Raw genomic sequence first — 26,735 nt, forward strand, 5'->3', positions numbered from 1 at the left:
AGGAACGACACGCACGGCCCGGCAGGTGCCGTGCCGCAGGCGGGAGAACTGACATGGATGACAAGCGCAAGGCGTTGCTCAGGCTCCTGAAGGAGGCGGGCGTCGGGCCCCGGCCCGTGGCCGGGATCGCCGTCATCGGGCTCGCCGGCCGCTACCCGCGCGCCGCGACCCCCGAGGAACTGTGGACCAGGGTGCGCGACGGCGAGAACTGCGTCGGGGAGTTCCCGCCCGGACACGGGCGCGGCGAGCCCCGGCCCGCCGAGGGGCCGGACGGCCGCCGCTGGTGGGCCGCGCTGATCGACGACGCCGACGCATTCGACCCGTTGTTCTTCGGCATCGCCCCCGTAGAGGCGGAGAGCATGGATCCGCAGGAGCGGGTCTTCCTGGAGACCGTGTGGGCCACCCTCGAGGACGCCGGGTACCCGCCGCGCCGCCTCGCCGGGCAGAGCAACCCGGTCGGCGTGTTCGTCGGCGTGATGAACAGCGACTACGAGTGGATGGCCGGCCGGGCCGCCGCGCTCGGCGCCGACAACCGCGCCCGCTCCAGCCACTGGTCCATCGCCAACCGGGTCTCCTACGTGCTCGACTTCCACGGCCCCAGCCTCGCGGTCAACAGCGCCTGCTCCGCCTCCCTCACCACCATTCACCTGGCGTGCGAGAGCCTGCGCGCCGGGGAGTGCGCAGTGGCGCTCGCCGGCGGCGTCAACCTCATCCTGGACACCTCGCACCTGCTCACCCTGGCCGACAACGGGATGACCTCGCCGGGCGACCGGTGCCGCAGCTTCGGCCGGGGCGCGGACGGCTTCGTGGACGGCGAGGGCGTCGGCGCTGTCCTGCTGAAGCCCCTGGAACGGGCGGTGGCCGACGGCGACCGGATCTACGGCGTCATCCGGGGCTCCGCCGTCAACGCCGGCGGCAAGACCGGCGGTTACACCGTCCCCAGCCAGCGCGCGCAGGCCGAGGTGATCTCCGCCTCCCTGCGCCGGGGCGGTATCGACCCGCGCACCGTCGGCTTCGTCGAGGCCCACGGCACCGGCACCCCGCTGGGTGACCCGATCGAGATCTCCGGCCTCGCCGAGGCCTTCCGCACCCGCGTCGACGACAGTCTCGCCCAAGGGCTGGAGCGGGTCGCGGTCGGCTCCGCAAAGTCGAACATCGGCCATCTGGAGTCCGCCGCCGGCATCGCGGGCCTGACCAAGGTGCTGATGCAGTTGCGGCACGAGACGATCGCGCCGTCGCTGCACTCGGCCGAGCTCAACCCCGACATCGACTTCAGCGGCCTGCCGTTCTACATGCCGCAGCGGCCGGAGCCATGGCCGCGCCCGGTCGTCGTCCGCGCCGACGGGACGCGCGTGGAACTGCCGCGCCGGGCCGGTATCAGCTCCTTCGGCGGCGGCGGCGCGAACGCGCACCTGGTCGTGGAGGAGTACCGCGCCGGCGCGCCGCCCGCCCCGGCGGCGACGCGGTCCGGTCCGGAGCTGATCGTGCTGTCCGCACGCGACGACGAGCGGCTGTGCGAGTCCGCCGCCCGGCTCACCGCCTTCCTGGAAGAGGCCGCCGCCACCGCGCTGTCCGCCAGGCCGGACCCGGAGGTCGAGGCCGTCTGCCTGCGGCTGGCCGCCGAGGTGCTCCAGGTCGAACCCGACGACCTGGATCCGGTCACCCCGTTCGGGGAGTACGGATTCCGGGCGGCCGAGCTGACGCTGTTCGCCAAGAAGCTCGACAGCGAGTTCGAAGGGCGGCTGGGCCCTCAGCCGCTGTCCGGCGACACCACCGTGCGGGCGGCCGCCGGGCTGCTGTCCGGGCACGGAGCCCCGGCGGCGGACGCCTCGCTGGGCAACCTCGCCCACACGCTCCAGACCGGGCGGGAGGCGATGGAGTCCCGGCTCGCGTTCGTCGCCGTCGAGCTGGGCGAGGTGCGGGAGGCGCTACGGGCGTACGCCGACGGCAACTCGGTGCCGGGGATGGCCACCGGGCGGGTGGGCCCCGTACGGCGCTCCGCGCCGGAGCGGGACCGGGTGGAGCATGCGCTGGACGAACGGGACCTGCGGACGCTGGGCGAGTGCTGGGTCGGGGGCGCGGACGTGGACTGGGCGCGGCTGCGCGGCGAGGGCGGTGTCCGCCGGATCGGCCTGCCGACGTACCCGTTCACCCGGAAGCGGTACTGGCTGCCGGAGGTGCCGGCCCGGGGCGCGCAACAGGCCTCCGGTGCCGGGCAGATGGCCTCGGGCGCCGTGGGAGGCGCCTCCACTGCCGGACAGGTCACGTCGATCGCCGTAGGACACGCCTCCCCCGCCGGGGAGGTGGCCGTCGGCGCGACGCACCACGCTCCGGTCTCGGGGCAGTTGGCCCCGAACGCCCAGGGACATGGCTTTGGAGCCGCGCAGTCGGCGGCGGACACCGAGGGACGCGCCGTCGGCGACGGGCGGTTGGTCTCCGGCGCGGTGCCGCCCGCCGACGCCGCCGTGCCGGCTCCCTCCGGCATGGTCTGCTACCGCCCCACCTGGCTGCCCGAGCCGCGCCCCGCCGGGGTGCTCGGCGGGCGCGGCACGGACCGGGCGCGGGTGCTGATCCTCGGCTCGGCCGACTCCGCGCGGCTGGTGAAGGACATCGCCGGACGGCACCGCGACGACGACCTCCGGGTCGTCGACCTGGACCGGGACGACCTGGGCCGGGCGCTGGCCGAGACCGGCCCGGTGGACCGGGTCTACCACCTCGGCGGCATCCGGCTGGCCGTCGGGGCGGGAACACTGGCGGAAGAGGTCCGGCGCGGTGTGCTGGCCCTGTTCCAGGTCGCCCGGCACCCGGGCGGCGGCGCGGGACACCGGGTCGAGCTGACCGTCGTCACCAACGACGCCGCCTCGGCCTCCGGCAGTCCAGTCGCCAACCCGTTCGCCGCCGGACTGCACGGCCTGACCCGGGTACTGCCCAAGGAGCGGCCCGAAATCAGGGCGGTCTGCCTGGACTTCGCCCGCGAGGAGACCACCGGGGACGCCGACTGGGAGCGGCTGCTGGACGCCGTACTCGACGAGCCGTGCGACTCCTCCGGACGGACCGTGCTGCTGCGCGAGGGCGCGCGGCACATCCTCGCGCTCCAGCCGGTCGACCTGCCCGAGCCGCGGCAGCCACCGTTCCGGGAGCGGGGCGTGTACGTCATCGTCGGCGGCACGGGCGGCATCGGCCGCGAGCTGACCCTCCACCTCGCCGAGCAGTACCGGGCTCGGGTGATCTGGATCAGCCGCTCCCCGCTCGACACGGAGCAGCGGGCCTGCGCCGACCGGGCTGGGCTGCTCGGCGGCGAGGTGCTGCACCTGCGCGCCGACTGCTGCGACCCGGCCGCCCTGCGCCGGGCCACCGCCGAAGTCAAGGCCCGCTATGGGACCGTCCACGGCGTCGTGCACGCCGGGATGACCTTCGCGCCGGGCCCGCTGGCCGCGCTCGACGAGCCGGCGTTCCGTGCCGCGCTCGCGGTGAAGACGGACGGCAGCGTGGCGATCGACGAGGTGTTCGGCGGCGAACCGCTCGACTTCGTGATGTTCTTCTCCTCCGTCGGCGCCTTCGCCGGCACCGCGGGCAACGGCGCCTACAGCTGCGCCGCCGCCCTCCAGGACGCCTACGCCCTGCACCTCGACGCCGTACGCCCCTACCCGGTGCGGGTCGTCGACTGGGGCTACTGGGGCGCCATCGGCTCCGGCGCCCGGCCCGGCCTGCGCGAGATCTTCCAGAACCTCGGCATCGGCGAACTGACCGTGGCCGAGGGCCTGTCCGCCGTCCACCGCGTCCTGGGCAACCCCGTCCCGCAGGTGATGCCGATCAACGCCCGCGACTACACTCTCGCCGCCCTCGGTGCCGCCTACGCGCCCCCCGCCGAACCCGCGGCGCTGCCCTCCCTGGCCCACGCCGCGGACGCGCTGCGCCGCCCGCGCACCGGCCCCCTCGACGCCATCGACCGCGTGCTCGCCGCCCACGGCCGACTGGCCGAGGTGTGCCGCCCCGCCGTGCTCGGCGTCTTCCGCCGCATGGGCTCCCTGCGGCACTCCGGCGACAGCCACGACCGGCACGGGCTGCCCGAGCTGCTGGGCATCCAGCCCACGTACCGGCGGCTGTACGACGCACTGCTGAACATGCTGCACCGCGCCGGGTACGTCGCCTTCGACGGCGACCGGGTCCGCCTGCTGCCGGGCGCGCCGGACCAGCGGTCGTACGGCCCCGAGGAACTGGAGGCAGAGTTCGACCGGATCGCCGCCGCCCACCCCGACCTGGTGGCCACGGTCACCCTGACCCGGCTGTTCCTGCGCGCCTACCCGGAGATCCTGCGCGGCGAGGCCCGCGCCACCGAGATCATGTTCCCGGGCTCATCGCTGGCGCTGGTCGAGGGCTTCTACAAGGCCAATGCGCTCACCGACTCCTTCAACGAACTGGTCCGCGACACGGTCCGCGCCCACCTGGACCAGCGGCTCGCACAGCTGGCCCAGGGCGAGCGGCTGCGCGTCCTCGAGCTGGGCGCCGGCACCGGCGCCACCACCGAGACGGTCCTGCCGGCTCTCGCTCCCTACGCCGACCGGGTCAGCTACTGCTTCACCGACATCTCGCCCCGCTTCCTCGAACACGCCCGGGAGCGGCTGGCCGGCACCTACACCACCCCGGACTTCCTCGACTTCCGGGTGCTCGACCTGGAACGCGGCGTCGAGGCGCAGGGGTTCACCCCGGGGTCGTACGACCTGGTGCTCGCCACCAACGTGGTGCACGCCACCCGCGACCTGCGCGCCACCCTCGGCAAGGCCAAGAGCCTGCTGAGGCCGCGCGGTTGGATGGTCCTCAACGAACTCACCGAAGTCTGGGACGCCACCACGGTCGTGGGCGGGCTGCTCGACGGCTGGTGGCTCTTCGACGACCCGGACCTGCGGCTGCCCGACTCGCCGCTGGCCGCCCCGGCCACCTGGGAGCGGCTGCTGCGAGAGCAGGGCTTCGGCGAGGTGGTGGTCGTCGACGGCGGCGGTTCGCAGCGGCCGGCCGTCGCGTCCCGCCGCGCCGGCAACGGCCACGGCGTGTTCGATCACGAGCACGTCGCCGACGTCATCGACGCGGCCGTCATCAGGGAGGACGAGCACCCGGCAGCGGTCGGCGCCGGACCGGTCGGGCAGCGGTCGGGGAGCCGCGGCCAGCACGTGATCGTCGCGGCGAACGGGAGGACGGCCGCGCCCGTCGGCGTCGCCTCCGCCGCCACCTCCGACGGCGGCACGCCCGGATCCGCCGCGGACGCCCCCACGTACGCCGCGGCCGGGCCCTCTGCCTCCGTGGCAGCCCCGGTGCCCGGCCCCGCCCCGGCCGGGCACTCCGCCGCCGAGCAGTTGCGGGCGAGGCTCGGCGTGATCGTGGCGCGGGCTCTCAAGATCGACGAGGACCTCGACCCCGACCGGCCGCTGGCCGACTACGGGTTCGACTCGCTCACCGGGATGAAGATCGTCTCCGGGATCGCGGAGGAGTTCGACGTCACGGTGGCGCTGGGCGACTTCTACGAGCACCCGACGCTGCGCGAGCTGGCCGCGCACTACGCGGAGCAGGGGGTGTTCGGGCCGCTGTCCGACGCCACGCCCGAGCCGGTGGCCGACGTCACGCCGGATCCGGCGCCCGCCCTCACCCTCGCCCCGACTGCCGCCGTCACTCCCTACCCAGCGTTCGACGGTCCAAAGGCCGACGGGCCGCAACCCGTCGGGCCCGAGCCGGTGGTCCGGCCGACCGCGCCCCTCGACTCCCCCTTGTCCGAGGGCCAGCGCGCCCTGTGGATCGTGGACCGGGTCGCTCCGGGCAACGCCGCCTACCATGTGCCGCTGGCGCTCTGGCTCGACCCGGCGACCCGCGTCGACGTCCTGCGCGGCGCGGTACAAAACCTGGTCGACCGGCACGAGGCGCTGCGCACCACCGTGGCTCTCAACGGCCGGCGCCCGGTGCAGCGCGTGGCCGCCTCGCAGGAGGTTCACATCCGGCACGAGCGCCGCGACAGCGCCGACGAGGAGGCGCTGCGCGAGCGGATGCGGCAGGACCGCGCCCGGCCCTTCGACCTGGCGCGCGGACCGCTGCTGCGGGTCACTCTCTACGACCTCCCCGACGGCCGCCGCGCCCTGCTCATCACCGTCCACCACATCGTCTTCGACGGCGTCTCCATCGGCGTCGTGCTGCGGGAACTACAGGAGGCGTATCGCGCCCGCGCGGCCGGCCCGGTGTGGTCGCCGCGCCCGGTGACCGCCCGCTTCACCGACTTCGTCGCCTGGCAACGGGAGCTGCTGGCCGGCCCGGAGGGCGCCCGGCTGCGCGCCTACTGGCTGGACCGGGTGGCCGGTCAGGTGCCCGAGCTGTCCCTGCCCACCGACCGGCCCCGCCCGGCCGAGCCCCGCTTCCGGGGGGCCAGCGTGGAGCGGCGGATCGGTGCGGAACTGGTGGCCCGCGCCCGCGCGTTCGCCGCCGCCGAGCGGGTGTCACTGTTCAGCGTCATGCTGGCCGGCTACTTCGCCGTGCTGCGCCACCACAACGACCAGGACCGCATCGTGATCGGCACCCCCACGGCCGGCCGCACCGGCAGCCGGTTCGAGGAGGTGCTCGGCTGTTTCATCAACATGGTCGTCATCGACGAACGGGTGGCGCCGGACCGGGCGTTCCGCTCGGTCGCCGTCGACGTGCACCGGGACACTCTCGCCGCGTTGCAGCACGGCGACTACCCGCTGATCACCCTCGTCGAGCAGCTCCGCCGGGAGGGCCGGCTCACCGCGCCCGGCCTGTTCCGGGCCGCCTTCTACTACCAGAACTGGACCCGTCCGCAGGACACGTCCGGGCTCGTCCACGGCATGGTCGGCGGCGTGCACCAGGAAGGCGAGTTCGACCTCACCCTCGAAGTCGTCGAGGGTGAAGGTGACTTCCTCCTCACCGTCAAGTACGACCTCGAACTCTTCGAGCCCGACACGGCCGCGCGCTTCGCCGACGAGTACCTCACCGTCCTCACCGGCCTCCTCGACGACCCCGCCCGGCCCATCTCCTCGGTGTGGGCGGGGCAGTCGGCGGACCGCACGGTCGTCGGCAGCCTGGCCGGCCTCACGGTCCGCCCCGCCCCGCGGATCGAGCCCGACGACGCGCTGCTCGCCCAGATCGAGGCGGCGCTGACCCGGCTGCCCGGGGTTCGGCAGGCGGCGGTCGTGGCGGACGGCGGGGCGCTGCGCGGCTTCTGCGCATGCGACCCGGCCGATGCCCCGGACCTGGATCTGGTCCGCCAGCTGATACCGGCCCACCTGCGCCTCGACACGGTCGTCGCGGTGCGGGAGCTGCCCTGCACGGCGGCCGACACTGTGGACCGGGACGCGCCGGCCGCCCTCGACGCCGGTACAGCGGCTCCTGTGACGAAGACGGCCCCCCCGGCGGCACTGGAGACCATCCCCGCACCGGAGACCGGCCTGGCGGCGCAGGGCGTGCCCCCGGCCGACCTCCTCGCCGGACTCGCCGACCGCCTGGCCGAGGAGGTGACCGAACTGGTCGCGTCGGCCGCGGAACTGCCGCCGGAGAAGATCGAACCGGACACCCCCTTCGGCCAGTTCAAGCTCGACTCCATCCGCTTCACCGAGCTGAGCCTCGCCCTCTCCGACCTCGTCGGCGCCGAGGTGCTGCCGACGGCGTTCTACCGCTTCCCGACCCTGTCGGCATTGGTGAACCACCTGGCCGACGCGCACACCGACACCCTGGCCGCCCGCTACGGCCACCAGAACGGCCGTTCCCCCCGCCTCGGATCGGCCGCGCCCCGGACCCCCGCGGAGGAGAGCGCCCCGGACGACCCGTCCCACCCAGTGTGCGCGAGCGACGTGGCCATCGTGGGCATGGCCGCGAGACTCCCGCAGTCGCCGGACCTGGACACCTTCTGGGACCACCTTCTCGCCGGGCACGACCTGATCGAGGAGATCCCGGCGGAGCGCTGGGACTGGCACGCGTACGACGGTGACGCGTCCCGGTCGCGCTGGGGCGGTTTCGTGCCGGACGTCGACAAATTCGACGCGGCCTTCTTCGGGATCTCGCCGCGTGAGGCGCAGCTGATGGACCCGCAGCAGCGGCTGCTGCTGGAGACCGTGTGGGCCGCCCTGGAGAACGCGGCCATCCGGCCGTCGACACTCGCGGGCCGCAGGGTCGGCGTCTTCATCGGGGTCACCAACTCCGACTACGTCGACGTCCAGCGCGCCTCCGTCCAGGGCACCGACGGACACAGCATCACCGGCGCGGCCCTGTCCATCATCCCCAACCGCATCTCCTACCTGCTGGACCTGCGCGGACCGAGCATCGCCGTCGACACGGCCTGCTCGGGCTCCCTCACCGCGATCCACCACGCCGTCCGCGCGCTACGCGAGGGCGAGTGCGACCTCGCCATCGCCGGCGGCGTCAGCCTCATCCTCAGCCCCCACCTCTACGTCGCACTGAGCAAGGGCGAAATGCTCAGCCCGGACGGCCGCTGCAAGACCTTCGACGCACGCGCCAACGGCTACGTACGCGGCGAGGGCGTCGGCATCGCCGTACTGAAGAAACTCCCCGACGCCCTCACCGACGCCGACCCGGTGCAGGCAGTGATCAAAGCAACCGCCGTCAACCACGGCGGCCGCACCACCTCACTGACCGCACCGAACCCGGGCGCCCAGACCGATCTCCTCCTCGAGGCCTACCAAGCCGCCGACGTCGACCCGGCCACGATCGGATACATCGAGGCGCACGGCACCGGCACCGCACTCGGCGACCCCATCGAGATCTCCGGACTGAAGGACGCCTTCACCGAGCTGTACCGGGAAACCGGACAACCGGTACCGGACAATCCCACCTGCGGCATCGGCTCAGTCAAGACCAACATCGGCCACCTGGAGGCAGCCGCCGGCATCGCCGGACTCCTCAAAACCGTCCTGGCCCTGCGCCACCACACCATCCCGGCCGGCCTGCACTTCCAGCAGCAGAACCCCTACCTGGAACTGGCCGGTTCACCGCTGCACATCGTGGCGGACACCACCGAATGGCCCCGGCCCATGGACCGCAAGGGGCAACCCGCGCCGCGCCGAGCGGGGGTGAGCTCGTTCGGCTTCGGCGGCGCCAACGCCCATGTCGTTCTGGAAGAGCCACCCGCACCCGCACCCACCGAAGCGGCGGACGGGCAGCCGGAGCTGCTGGTGCTGTCCGCGCGCACCCGGCCGGCCCTCACCGCCTACGCCGAACGCCTCACCGACCTGCTCCGGCAGGACACCCCGAGCCTCGCCGACATCGCCTACACCCTCCACGTCGGCCGTGATCCGATGCCCGAGCGGCTGACAGTCATCGCCACCGACCGCGCCCAGGCGCTCAAGCTGCTGACCGCCTTCACCAATGGCAGCTCTCCGATCGGCGTCCACCACGGCCGCGCCGGCCGGCGCACGGCTCGCTCCACGGACGCCGCCCAGCGGCGGCAGCACGTCGAGACCCTGGCCTCCGGCAATGACCTCGACGCCCTCGCCAAGCTGTGGATCGCGGGCGAGGAGGTCGAGTGGGAGCTGTTGCACCGCGGCGCCGCCCGGCGCCGGGTGGAGCTACCGGCGTACCCCTTCGAGCGCGCCCGGCACTGGGTCGACACCGCCCCGGCACCGGTCGGCGACTCGGCCCCGGCCGCCGCGCCCGCCGGACCTCACCCGCTGCTCGACGCCAACGTCTCCACCTTCGCCGGCCAGGAATTCGTCAAGCGCCTCACCGGCCAGGAGTTCTACATCCGCGACCACGTGGCCGGCGGCGCGCCGATCCTGCCCGGCGTGGTCGCGCTGGAGCTGGCCCGCGCGGCCGGCGAGCTGTCCCACGCGGACGGCGCCCCGGCCGACCGGGTGGAGGAGCTGTCTTGGGCGGCGCCGGTCCCGGTCACCGGGGACGGGGTGACCCTGCGGATCCGGCTGACGCGGCAGGGCGAGCGGACCGGGTTCGAGATCGTCGCCGTGGACGATGGTGCGGGCGGCGCCGGAGTCGAACGGCCGCACGCCCGAGGCGTCCTGGCCCCGCGCCGGACGGAGCCCGAGCGAATGGACCCGGCCCTTGTCCGCGCCCGCTGCCCGCAGGAGCTGTCCGGCGACGAGTGCTACCGCCGCTTCCAGGAGATCGGCTTCGCCTACGGCTCGTCCTTCCAGGTCGTCCGGCACATGGCGGTCGGTGACGGCGAGGCGCTCGCCCGACTGGAGCTCCCGGCCCACCTGCACGCGGACGCCGACGCCCTCCGCTTCCACCCCTCGCTGCTGGACGCGGCGCTCCAGACCGCCGGCAGCGTCCTCTCCGGCCCCGCCGCCCCCGCCGGGCCCGGCTATCTTCCGTACTCGGTCGGCGCCGCGGAACTCACCGTGCCCGCACTGCCGGAGAGCTGCCTGGCCTACGCGCGCAGGATCGACGACGACGCGTCACCCGACATCAAGGTCTTCGAGGTCCGCCTACTGGCCGACGACGGGGCGGTCCTGGCCCGCATCGACCGCTTCACGCTCCGCGCGGTCCGCACCACCAGCGACCCGGCGGCCGAACCGCTGACGTGCTTCGAACCGCACTGGGAGGAAGAGGTCCACGACGGGACCGCACCGCAGAAGACCGCGGTGACCGGGCTCGTGGTGCTGCTCGACGGCACCCGCGCCGGCATGGGCAGCGACGCCGATGCCGCACCGGCCGAGGACACTGCCACCGGCGCCGCGTCGGCCGAGGGCACCGGTATCGGGACCGTGCTGGCCGGCGCCACCGGCGCCGAGGTGATCCACGTGGACCTCTCTACCAGTCCCGACCTGGAGCGCCTGGTGGACGACATGGCGGGCCGCGCCACCGGACGCCTGAGCATCGTCCACCTCGCCTCCCACGGCACCGACCTGGACACGGCCCTCGACACCGGCTTCCACACCGCCCTCACCTTCACCCGCGCCTGGATCACCCGCCGCGCCGGCCGCGCCCGCTACCTCTACGTCCATCCCACCGGCACCCCCGCCGAGCCGGCCCACGCGGCCATGAGCGGGTTCGCCCGCGCGGTCCGCGCCGAACAGCCCGGCCTGCTGATGAGCGTCGTGGCGCATCCGCCGCAGGCCGACCTGGCCCGGCTCGTCCGGGCCGAACTGGGCGCGCCCCACGCGCCCGTGGCAGTGCGCACCGACGGCCGGCACCGGTCGCTGCCGGCCTGGCGGACGGCGCCCCTGCCCCCGGCCCCGGACCCCTCGCCCTTCGCGGCGCCCGGCGCCCATCTGGTCACCGGCGGTACCGGAGGCATCGGCCTGCACCTCGCCGAATGGCTGGCGGCACACGGCGGCGACGCCGGGATCGTGCTCGTCTCCCGCTCCGAGCCGTCGCCCGAGGCGCAAGAGCGCATCGCCCGGCTCACGGCCGAGGGCGCGCGGATCCTGCACGTCACCGCCGACGTGACCCGCCGCGAGGACGTCGCCGGCCTGGTCCGCACCGCACGCGAGCGGTACGGCCGGATCGCCGGGGTGCTGCACGCGGCCGGCGTCCTCGACGACGGCCTGCTCCTGCACAAGAGCCGCGTCCGGGCCGAGGCGGTGCTCGCCCCCAAGGTGCTGGGCGCACGGTGGCTGGACGAGGAGACCACGGACGAACCGCTCGGCTACTTCGTGACGTTCTCCTCGACCGCCGCCGTCCTGGGCAGCGCCGGGCAGAGCGACTACGCCTTCGCCAACGGCTTCCTGGACCACTTCGCGCTCCGGCGCGAGGAGCTGCGGCACGACGGCGTGCGCAGCGGCCGTACCCTCTCCGTGAACTGGCCGCTGTGGGCCGACGGCGGGATGACCCTCGACGCATCCAGCCAACGGGCCATGCGTCGCGAACTCGGTTTCAGCCCGCTGCCCGCCGCCGTCGCCCTGGACAGCCTGGAACGCGCCCTCGCCACCGGGGCGCCCCGGCTGCTGCTGGCCACCGGGGACGCCACCGCCATCGCGCGAACCCTCACGGCCGCTCCCCCGGGGCCACCCGCGGCGGCCCCCACGGCCCCCACGCCGGTCACCGACGCACCTGCGGCCGGCAACCTGCGTCCCCGGACCGAGCGCTTCCTGCGCGATCTGCTCGCCGCCGAGCTGAAGATGCCTGCCGAGGACATCGTCCCGGACGAGCCGTTCGAGAGCTACGGCATCGACTCCCTGCTGGTGATGAGCCTGACCCGGGAGCTGGAACGGCACTTCGGAACCCTGTCCAAGACGCTTTTCTTCGAGTACTTCACGGTGGCCGAACTGGCCGACTACTTCCTGACCGAGCACGCCGACCGGCTCCCGGAGGCGCTGGGGGACACGGCAGCGACCGACGACACGGCTTCGGCGACCGAGGAGACCGCCCCGGCGGCCCTTCCGGAACCCCGGCAGGCCCCGGACCCGGACGACGACGACGTCGTCATCATCGGCGTCAGCGGCCGCTACCCCCAAGCCGACGACCTCGGCGCGTTCTGGCACAACCTGCGCGACGGCGTCGACTGCGTCGAGGAGATCCCGCGCGAGCGGTGGGACCACACCCGCTACTTCGACCCCGACCCACAGACCCCCGGCAAGGCGTACGCCAAGTGGGGCGGATTCCTGCGCGACGTCGACCGGTTCGACCCGATGTTCTTCCGTATGTCGCAGATGGAGGCCGAGCACATCGACCCGCAGGAGCGGGTCTTCCTGGAGACGGTCTGGCACCTGCTGGAGAACGCGGGCGTCACCCGTGAACGCCTGTCGGGGACCCGCACCGGCGTGTTCGTCGGCATGATGTACGGCCACTACCAGCTCTACGGCGTCGCGGAGGCGCTGCGTGGCGAGGGCGTGGCCACCTCCTCCTCCTACGCCTCCGTCGCCAACCGGGTGTCGTACTTCTTCGACTTCGACGGGCCGAGCGTCGCCCTGGACACCATGTGCTCCTCCGCGCTCGTGGCCATCCACCTGGCGGCCCAGGCGATCCGCTCCGGCGACTGCGAGGTCGCGGTGGCCGGCGGGGTCAACATCTCCAGCCACCCGGTCAAGTACCTCCAGCTCAGCCACGGCGGCTTCCTGTCGACCGACGGGCGCTGCCGCAGCTTCGGCGAGGGCGGCGACGGCTACGTGCCCGCCGAAGGCACCGGCGCGGTCCTGCTCAAGCGCCGCTCGGCCGCCGAGGCCGACGGGGACCGGATCCTCGCCGTGGTCAAGGCGTCCACCGTCAACCACGGCGGCGCCAGCAAGGGCTACAGCGTGCCCAACGCGCGGGCCCAGGGGCGGCTGATCGCCGACGCGCTGGGCCGGGCCGGCTGGACGCCGGGGGAACTGGACTACATCGAGGCGCACGGCACCGGCACCGCGCTCGGCGACCCGGTGGAGGTCACCGGCCTGCTGCGGGCCTTCCGCGGCCACGACCTGAACGGGCGGAAGATCCCGATCGGCTCCGTGAAGTCGAACATCGGGCACGCCGAGTCGGCCGCCGGCATGGCCGCCGTCACCAAGGTGCTGCTCCAGTTGCGGCACGGCCTGCTCGCACCGTCCCTGCACGCCGAACGCCTCAACCCGAACACCGACTTCGATACGGCGCCGCTGTGCGTCCAGCGCGAACTTGCCCAGTGGACCCCGCGCCTCGACGCGGCGGGCCGCCCGCTGCCGAGGACCGCGGCCGTCAGCTCCTTCGGCGCCGGCGGCACCAACGCCCATGTCCTGCTGGAGGAATACATGCCCTCGCCCTCAGGCCCGCGGGGCTCCGTGCGCGCGCCCTACGTGTTCGTCCTCTCGGCCCGCGACCGCGAACGGCTCGACACATACACCGGCCGGATGGCGGACTTCCTGCGGGCCGACGGCGCGGACACCGCCCCGGCGGCCCTGGCCCACACCCTCCAGTACGGGCGCGAGGCCATGGCCCACCGGCTGGCCGTGACCTTCTCCGACCTCGCTCAACTGCGGGAGCGCCTCGACGCGTACCTGGCAGGCGGCCAGGACCTGCCGGGCGTGTGGACGGGCGCCGTCCGGCGCGGCTCCGAGCCGCCGCGGCCCGAGGGCGTGGAACCGGCGGACCTCGCCGCCGCATGGGCGGCGGGCGCGGCCGTCGACTGGAGCGGACTGTACGACGGACCGCCGCCGGCTCGGGCCGAACTGCCCGGCTACCCGTTCGCACGGGAGCGCTGCTGGTACGGCGCCCCGTCCGACGCCCTCGGCGCGGCCGACTCCGCCACCCGGCTCGAACTCCTCGCAGCACCCCAGGAACGGAAGATGGACGACAACAGCACGCCGGCCGAGCCGGCATTGGCGGCGCCGGACCAGGCGACCCCGGCTCAGGCGGCTTCGAAGACCCCCACCCAGGACCTCCTGCGCACCCTGCTGGCCCGCCGCCTGGGCCGCACCCCGGAGGCCCTGGACCCGACCCTCGGCTACTACGAACTGGGGCTGGACTCGGTCAACATCACAGACCTCCTCGGCGCGCTCGAAGAGACCGTCGGGCAGAAGCTGGAGCCCACGCTCCTCTTCGAGTACACGACCATCCGCGACCTGTCCGCGTACCTGGACGCACACCACCCGGGCGCCCTCGCCGCACCCCCGGCCCCGCCGCAGGGCGAGGAACCGAGCATGGCGGGCCTGGACCGGCTGCTGTCCCGCGCGCTGCTGGTCCGGGTGAGCGGGCAGCTGGGCGCCTTCCCCGATGGAACCGCCGAGACGCTCGACTCCCTCGCCGCCCGAGTCCTGCCCAAGTACGGCCGCTGGACGGAGGAGGCGGTGACCCTGTGGCAGGACGCCGGTCTCGTCCGCCGCACCGGCGCGTCGGTGGAACTGCTCCCGGCCGGCCAGGACGCCCGCACCGGTGCCGACACCGCCGCCTGGCAGGCGGCACGCGCCCCCTACGCGGCCGACACGCACTGGAACACCCAGCTGTCCCTCGCAGAGGAGTGCCTGGCGCACCTCCCCGACATCCTCACCGGAAGGATCGCGGCCACCGAGGTGCTCTTCCCTGGCGGATCTCTGGAGAAGCTGTCCGGCGTCTATCAGGGCAACCCCGTGGCGGACCGGCTCAACGAGGTGCTCGCCGAGGCTGCCGCCGAGACGGTACGGGAGCGCGTCGCCGCCGCCCCCGCCCCCGTGCGCTTCGCCGAGGTCGGCGCCGGCACCGGCGGCACCACCGCCTCCGTACTCCCGCTCCTGGACGCGTACTCCGCGCACGTCGAGTACTGGTTCACCGACCTCTCCCTCGGCTTCCTCACCCCGGCCGAGGAGCGTTTCGGACCCGGCCGCCCCTACCTGCGCTACGGCCGCTGGGACGTGGAGCGCCCCGGCGCCGCCCCGGACCCCGAGGGCGATCAGTACGACGTCGTCATCGCCACCAACGTCCTCCACGCCACCCGCAACATCCGCCAGGTCCTGCGCAACCTGCGCGCCGCCCTGCGCCCCGGCGGACTGCTCCTCATCAACGAGGCCACCCACAAGACGGCCACCCTCACCCTCACGTTCGGCCTGCTGGACGGCTGGTGGCGCTACGAGGACGAGCACGAGCGGATCCCCGGCTCCCCCATGCTCTCCGCCGAGCGCTGGGAGCAGATCCTGAAGGAGGAGGGCTTCCCCGTCGTACGGCGCCCGCTGCGGCAGGACGGCGCGCTCGGCGAGGTGTTCGTCGCCGGGGACGACGTACCTGCGCGGCCGTCGGGGTCGTACGGTGCCGATGCCGCGGCACGGCCCGGCTCCGCCCCGCCGTCCGGCGCCCGACTGCTGGTCAAGACCTGGCAACCGGCCGAGCCCGGCCCCGCGGACCCCCTCCCGACGTCGGTCGCCGTCCTCGCCACCGCGTCGACCCGTGCCCTCGCGGACCGGCTCGCCGCCGTCCTGCCGGGGGCCGGGATCCTGGACGCCGACCGGCTGGGCGACGGCCCCGAGCCGGGGCAGTACAACGCCTGCGTCGACCTGACCGGCTGCGCGCCGTTCGGGCCCGCTGAGGGCGACGATCCGGCCCGCTGGCTGCCCTGGGTGCAGCGGTTCGTGGCGCAGGCCGAGGACCGGGCCGCCCTGCTCGGCGTCACTCGGGGCCTGGAGACACCCGAGCCCACCGAGGCGGCGCCGGTCAACCTCACAGGCGCGGTCCGGGCCGGTCTCTACCGCATGCTCCAGAGCGAGTACGCGCGAGTGCGCTCCCGGCACGTGGACCTCGATCCGCTGGACGACGACGCGACGGCGGCCGAGCAGATCCTCGCCGAACTCCGGGATCCCGGCGAGAGCCCCGAGGTACGCCACCGCGCGGGACGCCGGTACCGGGCACAGTTGCGGGAGGCATCGGCCGCAGCCGGAGCGGGCGCGGGTGACCTGCCGCCGTTCCCCGCCGACCAGGCGCTGCTCATCACCGGCGGCACCGGCGGCCTCGGCCTCGCCTTCGCCCGGCATGCGAGGGAGCGCTGGGGAGTGCGCCGGCTGATCCTCACCGGCCGCACCCCGATGCCGGAGCGGGCCGACTGGGAAGCCCACCTCGGCGGTCCGCTCGGCCGCAGGCTGCGTGCGCTGCTCGACTTGGAACGGGCCGGAGTCCGGCTGCGTGTCCTGTCGCTCCCGCTGGACGGGGCCGAGCCCGGCGCCCTCTCCGCCGCCCTGCGCGCGGCCGAGGCCGAGATGGGCCCGGTCGGCGGGGTCATCCACTGCGCGGGCCGCACCGACCGCGACCACCTGGCGTTCGTGAGCAAGCCCGTCGAGGCGGTCCGCGCCGTGCTCGACCCCAAGGTCACCGGACTGGACACGTTGGTCCGCCACTTCGCGGGCCGCTCGCTGCGGTTCTTCGCGGTCTGCTCCTCGGCGGCGGCCGTGGTCCCCACCGTGGCTGTCGGCCAGAGCGACTACGCCATGGCCAACACCTACGCCGACTACCTGGCCGCGTCCCGCCCGTACGGCCTGCCGCTGCTGAGCGTGCAGTGGCCGGTCTGGCGCGGCGTCGGCATGATCGGCGCCGACGAGGCGGAGCTCGGCCCGGGATATCTGCGCACCGGGCTCGGCAGCGTCACGGAGGCGGAGGGCGTCGCTCTGCTGGACCACGTGCTCGCGTCGGGCGTTGGACCCGTGGTGCTTCCGGTGGTGGTGCGTGAACCGGCTGCCTGGCGGCCGGAGTCGCTGCTGCGGCGACGGGCCGGGGAACCGGCGGAGCAGCTGTCCGCGGCGTCCGCCGGTGCGGGGCATACCGCCGTCGCAAGCCGGACGGCCGGGGCCGGACGGACCGGTGCCGCTGATGCAGCCGTCGAGGCCGCCACGGCCTGGGTGATCGACCTCCTGGCCAAGCAACTGCGTTTCGACGCCGCCCGGCTCGCCGTCGACGTGCCGATCCAGGACTACGGCACCGACTCGATCGTCTCGGTCCAGCTGCTGCGGGAGATCGGAGAGCGGCTCGGGACCGACCTGGATCCCTCCGCGTTCATCGAACACCCCACGGTGGAGTCCTTCGTGGGCTGGCTGGCGGAGCAGCACCCGGCGGAACTGGCGGCGGCCTTCGGCACGCCGGGCCCCGCGGTCTCCGGCACCCCGGCAGGGAGCTCACCGGCCCCGGCTTCCGCGCCGACACCGGTCGCCACCTCAGCCCCGGCCCCCGCGCCCGCGCCGGTCGCCACAGTAACCCCCGCGCCTGCGCCCGACCGGGTGTCCACGCGGCCGCCGGCCCCCGCCCCCGTCGGCGCGCGCACGAGCCACGTCCCCGACCCGACCGACATCGCCGTGATCGGCATGTCCTGCCGCTTCCCCGGCGCCCCCGACCTCACCGCCTACTGGGAGCTCGTCAGCGAGGGCCGCTCCGCCATCGCCCCGGTCCCCGCGGACCGCTGGGGCGGGGCTGACGGGCTGCTCGCCGGGCTCGTCGAGCGCAGCGGCTTCGACCCGGAGTTCTTCCTGCTCTCCGAGGCGGAGGGCGCGGCTCTGGACCCGCAGGCCCAGGTGCTGCTGGAGGAGACGCTCTTCGCGCTCGCCGACGCCGGCTACGGGCCGGCCGACCTCAAGGGCCGGGACGTCGGCGTCTACATCGGCGCCCGCACCCGGCACCTACCCGACCTGGAGACGCTGCGCCGCACCAGGAACCCGATCATGGCGGTGGGCCCGAACTACCTCGCCGCCAACGTCTCCCAGTTCTTCGACCTGCGCGGTCCGAGCGTGGTCGTCGACACCGCCTGCTCCTCGGCGCTGGTGGCGATGCACTCCGCGATCCAGGCACTGCGGGAGGGCGACGCGGAAGCGGCCGTGGTGGGCGGCGTGACCCTGATGGCCGACGACGCCGGACACCGGCTCTTCGAGCACCGGGGCCTTCTCACCCCAGACCCGGCGTTCCACGTCTTCGACCGCCGTGCCAGGGGTGTCGTCCTGGCCGAAGGCGCCGGGATCGTCGTACTCAAGCCCCTGGCCCGCGCCCTGGCGGACGGCGACCGGGTGCAGGCCGTGATCAAGGGCAGCGCGGTCAACAACGACGGCCGCACCGCAGGACCAGCCGCACCGGACCTGGCCGCGCAGCGCGCGGTGATGGCCAAGGCGCTGACCCGCAGCGGCAAGCGCCCGGATGAGGTGACCCACATCGAGGCGAACGCCGCGGGCTCGCCGGTGCACGACCTGACCGAGCTGAAGGCGATCCGGTCGGTGTACCGGGAGACCTCACAGACGCCGTGCAGCCTCGGCTCGATCAAGCCGAACATCGGCCATCCGCAGTGCGCGGAGGGCATCGCCGGGCTCATCAAGATCGTCCTGATGCTGCGTCACCGGCGTGTCGTGCCGTTCCTGTCCGGTCAGCAGCCGCCGGAGCACTTCGACCCGGCGGCGACGCCCTTCACCTTCCCCCGCCGCCTCCAGACCTGGCCGGACGCCCCGCTCGTCGCGGCGGTCAGCTCGTTCGCGGACGGCGGCACCAACGCCCATGTGATCGTTGAGGGTTGGGCGGGCGCGGACACCGGCCGCCCGCCACTGGAGCGGCCGGTCCTGTCCCGCCGCCCGCTCCCGGCCGCACCGGCGCCGGAACCGGCCGCGGCCACGGCGGCCACTCCTGCCGCCCCGGCCTCGGTCCCGGTGGCCGTCATCGGCATGGCCGGGCGGTATCCGGGTGCGGACGACCTGGACGCCTTCTGGCGCAACCTCGCCGAAGGCCGGGACACGGTGACCCAGGTGCCCGCCGACCGCTGGTCGTGGCAGGAGGTCGCCGGTGACCCGGAGCGGCCGGTGTCCCGATGGGGCGGCTTCCTGAACGACGTGGACAGCTTCGACTCCGACTTCTTCCGCGTCTCCCGGCCCGAGGCGGAGGTCACCGACCCGCAGGAGCGACTCTTCCTGGAAACCTCCTGGGCGGCGATCGAGGACGCCGGGCACACCCCGGACACCCTGGCCGCCCCGCGCGGCCCGGAACAGCGCCGTGCCGTCGGGGTGTTCGTCGGCGTCACGCACAAGGACTACGCCCTGTTGAGCAGCGAGGCCCGGCCGGTGGACGGCAGCCCGCTGCCGATCGGGCTGAACCAGGGCCAGATCGCCAACCGGGTCTCGTTCTTCTGCGACTTCCACGGCCCGAGCATGGCGGTGGACACGCTCTGCGCGTCCTCGCTCACCGCCGTGCACCTCGCGGTGGAGAGCATCGCACGGGGCGAGAGCGAGGTGGCCATCGCCGGCGGTGTGAACCTCTCGCTGCACCCCGCGAAGTACGAGACCGCCCACGCCGTCGGCATGCACTCCAGCGACGGTCGCTGCCGGTCCTTCGGGGCGGGCGGCGACGGACACGTCTCGGCCGAGGGCGTCGGGGCCGTCGTCCTCAAGCCGCTGGCACAGGCCGAGCGGGACGGCGACCAGGTCTACGCCGTCATCAGGTCGAGCGCCGTCAGCCACGTCGGCACCGGCAGCGGCATCACCGTGCCCAGCCCGGTCGCCCAGGCGGCGGTCGTCTCCGAGGCGCTGCGGCGGGCTGGGGCCGACGGCCGCACCATCGGGTGCGTCGAGGCGCACAGCACCGGCACCTCGTTCGGGGACCCCATCGAGGTCCGGGGCCTGGAGCGGGCGTTCCGCCGGGACACCGACGACACCGGCTTCTGCGCGCTGGGCTCGGTGAAGTCGAACATCGGCCACGCCGAGTCGGCGGCCGGCATCGCCGGGCTGACCAAGCTCGTGCTCCAGCTCCACCGCCGCACCCTCGTACCGACCCTGCACTCCGACACCGTCAACCCGTTGCTCGACCTGGAGTCGACGCCGTTCCGGCTCCAGCACCGCACCGAGCCGTGGCCCGCGCCCGCGCCCGGCGGTCCCCGGCGCGGCGGAGTCAGCTCCGTCGGCGCCACCGGAGTCAACGCGCATGTGGTGGTGGAGGAGTACGTCCCGGCCACGCGCCCGACCCGGCCCGCCGACGGACCGGTCGTCGTCCCGCTGTCGGCCCGCACCTCCGACCGGCTGCGCGCCATGGCCCGGCGGCTGCTCGCCTTCCTCGAGGCTCGCTCCGCCGCCCCGGCCCTGGCCGACCTGGCACACACCTTGCAGACCGGGCGTCTCGCCCTGCCGGAGCGGGTGGCCTTCGTGGTCTCGCACCTCGACGAACTGCGCCGGAGGCTGGCGGAGTACGCCGACGGCCGGGAGAGCGGGTCGGTAGGCGTGGCCCCGGCGGCGCCGGAGACCGTGGAGGGGTGGCTCCTTCGGCGGGCCCTGCCGGAACTCGCCGGGCACTGGGCTGCCGGGGGCGACCTCGACTGGGGACGGCTGTGGACGGGGAAGCGGCCGCGCCGGGTGTCGCTGCCGCCGTATCCGTTCCAGCGGGAACGCCACCGGCGTCCGGGTGCGGTGCCTCGGGGAGCGGCCGTGCCGTCGGCCGGTGAAGCACCTGCCGCGGAGCCGGCGGTCGCGGCCCCGTCGCCGACCGCTCCCCCGGTGCCGGTTCCGGGCGGGTACGAGCCATCGGGCCAGGTGTCCTCGGCTCCGGCACCCGCGGCCCCGGCCCGCTACAGCACCGCGCCGCCCACGCCTTCGGCCCGAACCGCCGCCCCCGCCCGCTCCGAGGTCCGCGAACTCCTCATCGAGAAGCTCGCCCAGGTCCTGCGGGTTCCTCCGTACCGCCTCCGCACCGGCGCCTCGTTCGCCGACCTGGGCGTGGACTCCATCACCGGCATGTCCTTCGCGACCGGGCTCGGTGAGGCGCTCGGCATCTCCCTGAACGCCACCCTCCTCTACGAGTTCCCGACGATCGACAGCCTGGCCGACCACCTCGCGGGCCTCGTCGCCCCCGAACCGGCGCCGACGGACCCCGCGCCCGCGCCGGGCGACCTCCTGGCCGACCTCGAAGCCCGGTTCCACGCCGGCGAACTCTCCGCCCACGACGTCCTTGACCTCCTGGACGCCGGCTCGACCCACGGAGCACAGCGATGACCGACACCGACTTCCGGTCTCTCCTGGACCAGTACGTGCACGGGAGCCTCGACCGCGAGGCCGTCCGGCACCGACTGGAGGCGGCCCGGCCCGCGCGGGCCGACGCCGTCCCGGTCCGGCCCGCGACCGCGGCTCCCCTGCCCGACCGGTCCGCCACGCTGGACATCGCCGTGATCGGCATGGCCGGGCAGTTCCCGGGTGCCGCCGACGTGGCGGAGCTGTGGCGCAACCTGACGGCGAGCCGGGTCGCCGTGGGCGAGCTGCCCGACCGCTACCTGGCCCCGGACGGCCGGGGCTACCGCTGGGGCGGCGCCCTACCGGATCGCGACGCCTTCGACGCCGGGTTCTTCGGCATCACCGCCATCGAGGCCGACTCCATGAACCCGCACCAGCGGCTGCTGCTCCAGGAGAGCTGGCACGCCCTGGAGGACGCCGGTTACGACCCGACGGCACTGCGCGGCTCGCCCACGGGCGTGTTCGTCGGCGCCGAGCCGGCCCAGTACCTGCACGAGACGCTCAGCGGTGCCTCCGACGCCATCGTCGCCTCCCGACTCTCCTACCACCTCGATCTGCGGGGCCCGGCCCTCGCGGTCGACACCGCCTGCGCCTCCGGCCTTGTCGCCGTCGACCTCGCCTGCCGCAGCCTGCGCGACGGGGAGACGTCGCTCGCCCTGGCCGGCGGCGTCCACGCGAGCCTGGACCACCGCTCGCTGAAGGTCATGGAGGAAGCCGGCATGCTCTCGGCGTCCGGCCGGTGCCGCACCTTCGACGCCGCCGCGGACGGCACCGTCATCTCCGAGGCCGTCGCCGTGCTGGTCCTCAAACGCCTCGCCGACGCCGACCGCGACGGCGACCACATCTACGGTGTGATCCGTGCCAGCGGCACCAACCAGGACGGCGCGAGCAACGGCATCACGGCCCCCAACGGCGCGGCTCAGGAACAGCTCATCACCGACGTCTACCGCCGCTACGGTATCGACCCGGAGCGCATCACCTACGTCGAGGCGCACGGCACCGCCACTCCCCTCGGCGACCCGGTCGAGGCAGGCGCCTTGGTGCGCGCCTTCTGCCGGTTCACCACCCGCCGCGCCTACTGCGCCGTGGGCAGCGCCAAGGCCCACCTCGGCCACGCCGCCGCGGCCTCCGGCCCGGTCGGGCTGATCAAGGTCCTGCTGTCCCTGCGCCACGGCCGACTCGTCGGACTGCCCGGATTCGACCGCCTCAACCCGCTCATCGCCCTGGGCGACTCGCCCTTCGTACTGGACGACGCCCGTCCCTGGCCGGCCGAGCCCGGCCGCCCCCGCATGGCCGCCGTCAGCTCCTTCGGCCACAGCGGCACCAACGCTCACCTGGTGATCGAGGAACACGTCCCCGCGCCCGCCCCGGACGCCGCCGTGCCCGACCGCCACTTGGTCCCGCTGTCGGCCCGCACCCCGGACCGCCTACGCGCGTACGCCGCCCGGCTCGCCGCTTTCCTGGAGGACGCGGCGACCGAAGCGCCGGCCTCAGCTCCTGCCCCGGTTTCCGCCGCCGGGAACGGTATGTCCCCGGACCGCCTGCGCCAGCTGCTGGCCGACGTCCTGGAGGTGGAGCCCGGTCAGATCGCCGAGGACGAGCCCTTCTCCGCCCTCGGCGTGGACCCCGGGCATCTGGCCCGCCTCGAAGCGCTGCTGGAGGCGGAGCCCGGCACCGTCCATCGGGCCCGCTCCCTCACCGAGTTGGCCCGGCTGCTCGCTCCCGGCGCGCCGGAGCCGGACGCCGCCGTACCGGACAGGCCGGACCTCGCGACCGTGGCCCACACCCTGCGCCACGGCCGTGAGGCGATGGATACGCGGGCCGCGTTCGTCGTACGGGATCTCGACGAACTGATCGCCGGGCTGAAGGCGGTGGCGGCGGGCGAGACCGGCATCCCCGGCTGCTACCAGGGCGAGGCGTCCGAGTCCGGGGCGCTCGTCGGCCTGCTCGCGGGCGACGAGGACCTGGCCCAGACGGTCGGCCGGTGGCTGGCGCACGGGAAGCTCGACAAGGCCGCCGAACTGTGGGCGCACGGCGTGCCCCTGGACGGGAGCACCCTGCACCCGACCGGCGGCGCACCCCGGAAGGTCCCCCTTCCCGGCTACCCGTTCGCCCGGGAGTACCACGGCAAGGACCGCCTGACCCGGGCCGCAGCAGCGGCCGGGCCCCGCACGACCGCACCGGCCCCGGCCACCACGGCCGCGCCCGCCCCTGTCCCGGACGTGGCCGCCTCGGCGGTGTCCGCCGCGGCGTCTGTCGCCACGTCCCCTTCGGCCGAGGCGCCCCTGCCTTCCCCGTCCCCGCAGCCGACGCCCGAACCGCCCCTCCCCGCCCCTGTGGTGACACCGGAGCACCTGGAGCAGGCCATGCGCCTGTGGATCAGCGAGCTCATCTCGGACACCATCGGCGTCCCCGCGGCGGACATCGCCCCGGACGAACCGCTGGACACGTACGGCGTCGACTCGCTGGCCCGCACCCGGATGAACCACCAGCTGGCCCTGCTCATCCCCGACGCCTCCCGCACGCTGCTGTTCGAGTTCGCGACAGTGGCCGAACTGGCGGCCCATCTGGCCACGGAATTCCCGGCGGAGTCACGGCAGCTGACCGACACGCCTCCCCTCGCCCAGCCCCAACCCCCGCCCCCTGCCCCGGTGCCGCAGGCACCCCCCGCCCCCGTGGCGGCCGAGGAGCCGTCCGCCTCCGCTGCCGAGGTTTCCGCCGAGGACGCCGCCGACGTCCTGGACGGCGTCGCCGTCATCGGCGTCAGCGCCCGTTTCCCCGGCGCCGAGGACCTGGACGGCTTCTGGGCGAACCTGGTCGCCGGCCACACGGCCGCCGCCGAGATCCCGCCCAGCCGCTGGGACTGGCGCGAGTACTACGACCCGGCCCCCACAGGCCCCGACCGCTTCCGCAAGAGCCACTCCAAGTGGGGCGCGTTCCTGGACCGGATCGAGGAGTTCGACCCCCTGTTCTTCGGCGTGCCACCGCAGGAAGCCCGCAACATCGACCCGCAGGAGCGGCTCTTCCTCCAGGAGTGCTGGAAGGCGATGGAGGACGCGGGCTGCTCTCCGACGACCCTGCCGGACCGGGTCCGGCGCCGCACCGGGGTGTTCGCCGGCGGCTCCAAGCACGGCTTCGAGCGGCACGGCGACGAGGCGGGGCTGGAGCTGCCCCGGACGTCCTTCGGCGCGCTGGTCAACCGTGTCTCGTACCAGTTGGACCTGGGCGGGCCCAGCCAGCCGGTGGACACCGCCTGCTCATCCGCCCTGGTCGCGATCCACGATGCCTGCGCGAGCATCCGGCGCGGCGAGTGCGACCTGGCCCTCGCAGGCGGCGTCAACCTCTACCTCCACCACTCCACGTACTCCGAACTCGCCGTCGCCCAGATGCTGTCGGACCGCCCGGACTGCGCCGCCTTCGGCAGCGAGGCCAACGGCATCCTGCCCGGCGAGGGCGTCGGCGCGGCGGTGCTCAAGTCATACCGCCAGGCGGTGCGCGACGGCGACCACGTGTACGCCGTCATCCGCGGCACCGCGGTCAACCACAGCGGACGCGGGAGCAGCTTCACCGCCCCCAGCCCGCAGCGGCAGGCGGAGGTCATCCGGGCCGCGCTCGACCAGGCCGACATCGACCCGCGCACGATCGGCTATGTGGAGACCGCGGTGAACGGGTCGGTGATCGGCGACGCCGTCGAGATGACCGGCCTGACCCAGGTCTTCGGCGGGCGCACCGGCGCGTCGGGCCGCTATCTGCTCGGCACGGTGAAGCCGAACGTCGGCCACGGCGAGGCGTCATCGGGCATGTCCCAGCTGATCAAGGTGCTGTTCGCGCTCAAACACCGGGTGCTGCCGACCACCCTTCTGCCCCGCGACCTCAACCCAGCCATCGACTTCGCCCGGCTGCCCTTCGAGGTGCCGCGCGCGGCCGTCGAGTGGACGCCGGTCGTCGTGGACGGCGTGCCCGCCCCGCTGCGCGCCGGAATCAACGGCGTGGGCGCCGGCGGGGTCAACGCCCACCTGGTCCTGGAGGAACCGCCCGCACCCGCCCCGCTCGGGACGGCCGTCTCGCGCACACCGGCTGTGTTCCCGCTGTCGGTCCGCACCCCGGACCGGCTCGCCGCCTACGTCGACCGCTGGCTGGACTTCCTCGACACCCACCCGGACCTGGACCTCGCCGCCGTCGCCCACACCCTGCGGACCGGCCGCGAGGCGATGCGCCACCGGCTCGCCGTGGTCGCCTCCGACCTGGCCGAGCTGCGCCGCTCCCTGCGCCGCTGGGCCGACGGCGACACGGGCGTGGACGGGGTGTACACCGGTGACGCGAAGTCCCCGGCCCCCGCACCGCCCGGTACCGACCCGGCCGCCCTGGCCCGGGCCTGGGTTTCCGGTGCGGCCGTCGACTGGCCCGCCCACCCTGCCGGGCGAGCCCCGGTCCACGTGCCCGGGCTGCCCACCTATCCCTTCGAGCCGCGCCGCTGCTGGGCCGACGCCCCGGCGCCCGCGGCCCCGGCCGGGCCACCGACCGGTCCCGCACGGGTCGACGTACCCGAGCCCCCCGCGCGCCTGTTCTCCTCCTTCGCGCCCTTCCCCGAGCGCGTCCCCGGCTTCTCCGCCAGCCGGGTGCTCCTCGGCCTGAGCCGTGACCCGAAGGAGGAGGACCTCGTCCTGGAACGGCAGCGCGAGCTGCGGGCCGCGCTCCTGCGCGACGTGCCGCTGGACCGGATGGGCGCCGCGCTGGTCCTGGGCTGCGGGCGCGGCGACGACGTCGTCGACCTGGCCGCCCGCCATCCGCGCCTGCTGGTGCACGGTGTCACCGCCGACAAGGCCCGCGCCGAGGCCGCCTCCCTGCGCATCGAGGAGCGCGGTCTGGCCGGGCACGCCGCCGTCTTCCACGCCCCCGGCCCGCACAACCCGCTCCCGGCGACCTACGACCTGGCTCTCGGCATCGAGGCCGTGTGCCGCGTCGAGGACAAGGACGCGCTGCTGGCCGGGCTGGACGCGGCCCTGGTCGACGGCGCCCCCGTGCTGCTCGCCGACTACGTGGCCCGGCTGCGCGGCGACATCGTCGACCGCGACCTCGGCTTCCACGTGCCGTCCGCCCGGCGGTGGGCGAGCACCCTGGCCCGCCACCGCCTGGCCGTCGAGGAGATCGTGGACCTGTCTCCGCAGATCGCCCGCTTCCTGGATGACCCCGAGGTGGAACGCAACACCGTCGGACTGCCCGCCGCCGTCCGGGCCGCCTGGCGCAGCTTCTCCCACCAGGCGGTCTCGCTGGAGCACGGCTGGCTCGCCTACTGCCTGTTCCGGTTGCGCAAGGACGCCCGCAGCGCCGAGGCGGAGCTCCTGGACCTGAACGCGCGACGCATCACAGAACCCGTCCGGTAACCGCAGCGTCCGGGACGCC

Annotated in this window: 2 protein-coding genes; both read left to right on the top strand. The window is 74.5% G+C overall.

Annotated features, from left to right (window positions below):
* Window positions 1–53 precede the first annotated feature (53 nt).
* The gene (locus tag JK363_RS28660) at window positions 54–21,317 is read left to right on the top strand and encodes an SDR family NAD(P)-dependent oxidoreductase (protein WP_201879212.1); all 21,264 of its coding nucleotides are present in this window, start codon (window positions 54–56) and stop codon (window positions 21,315–21,317) included.
* A complete protein-coding gene (locus JK363_RS28665) occupies window positions 21,314–26,716 on the top strand; it encodes a beta-ketoacyl synthase N-terminal-like domain-containing protein (protein ID WP_201879214.1) in 5,403 nt (1,800 codons plus the stop codon). The genes JK363_RS28660 and JK363_RS28665 overlap by 4 nt, the downstream gene beginning before the upstream one ends.
* Window positions 26,717–26,735 lie beyond the last annotated feature (19 nt).

The sequence above is a fragment of the Streptomyces coffeae genome (assembly GCF_016741875.1).
Lineage (GTDB): Bacteria > Actinomycetota > Actinomycetes > Streptomycetales > Streptomycetaceae > Streptomyces > Streptomyces coffeae.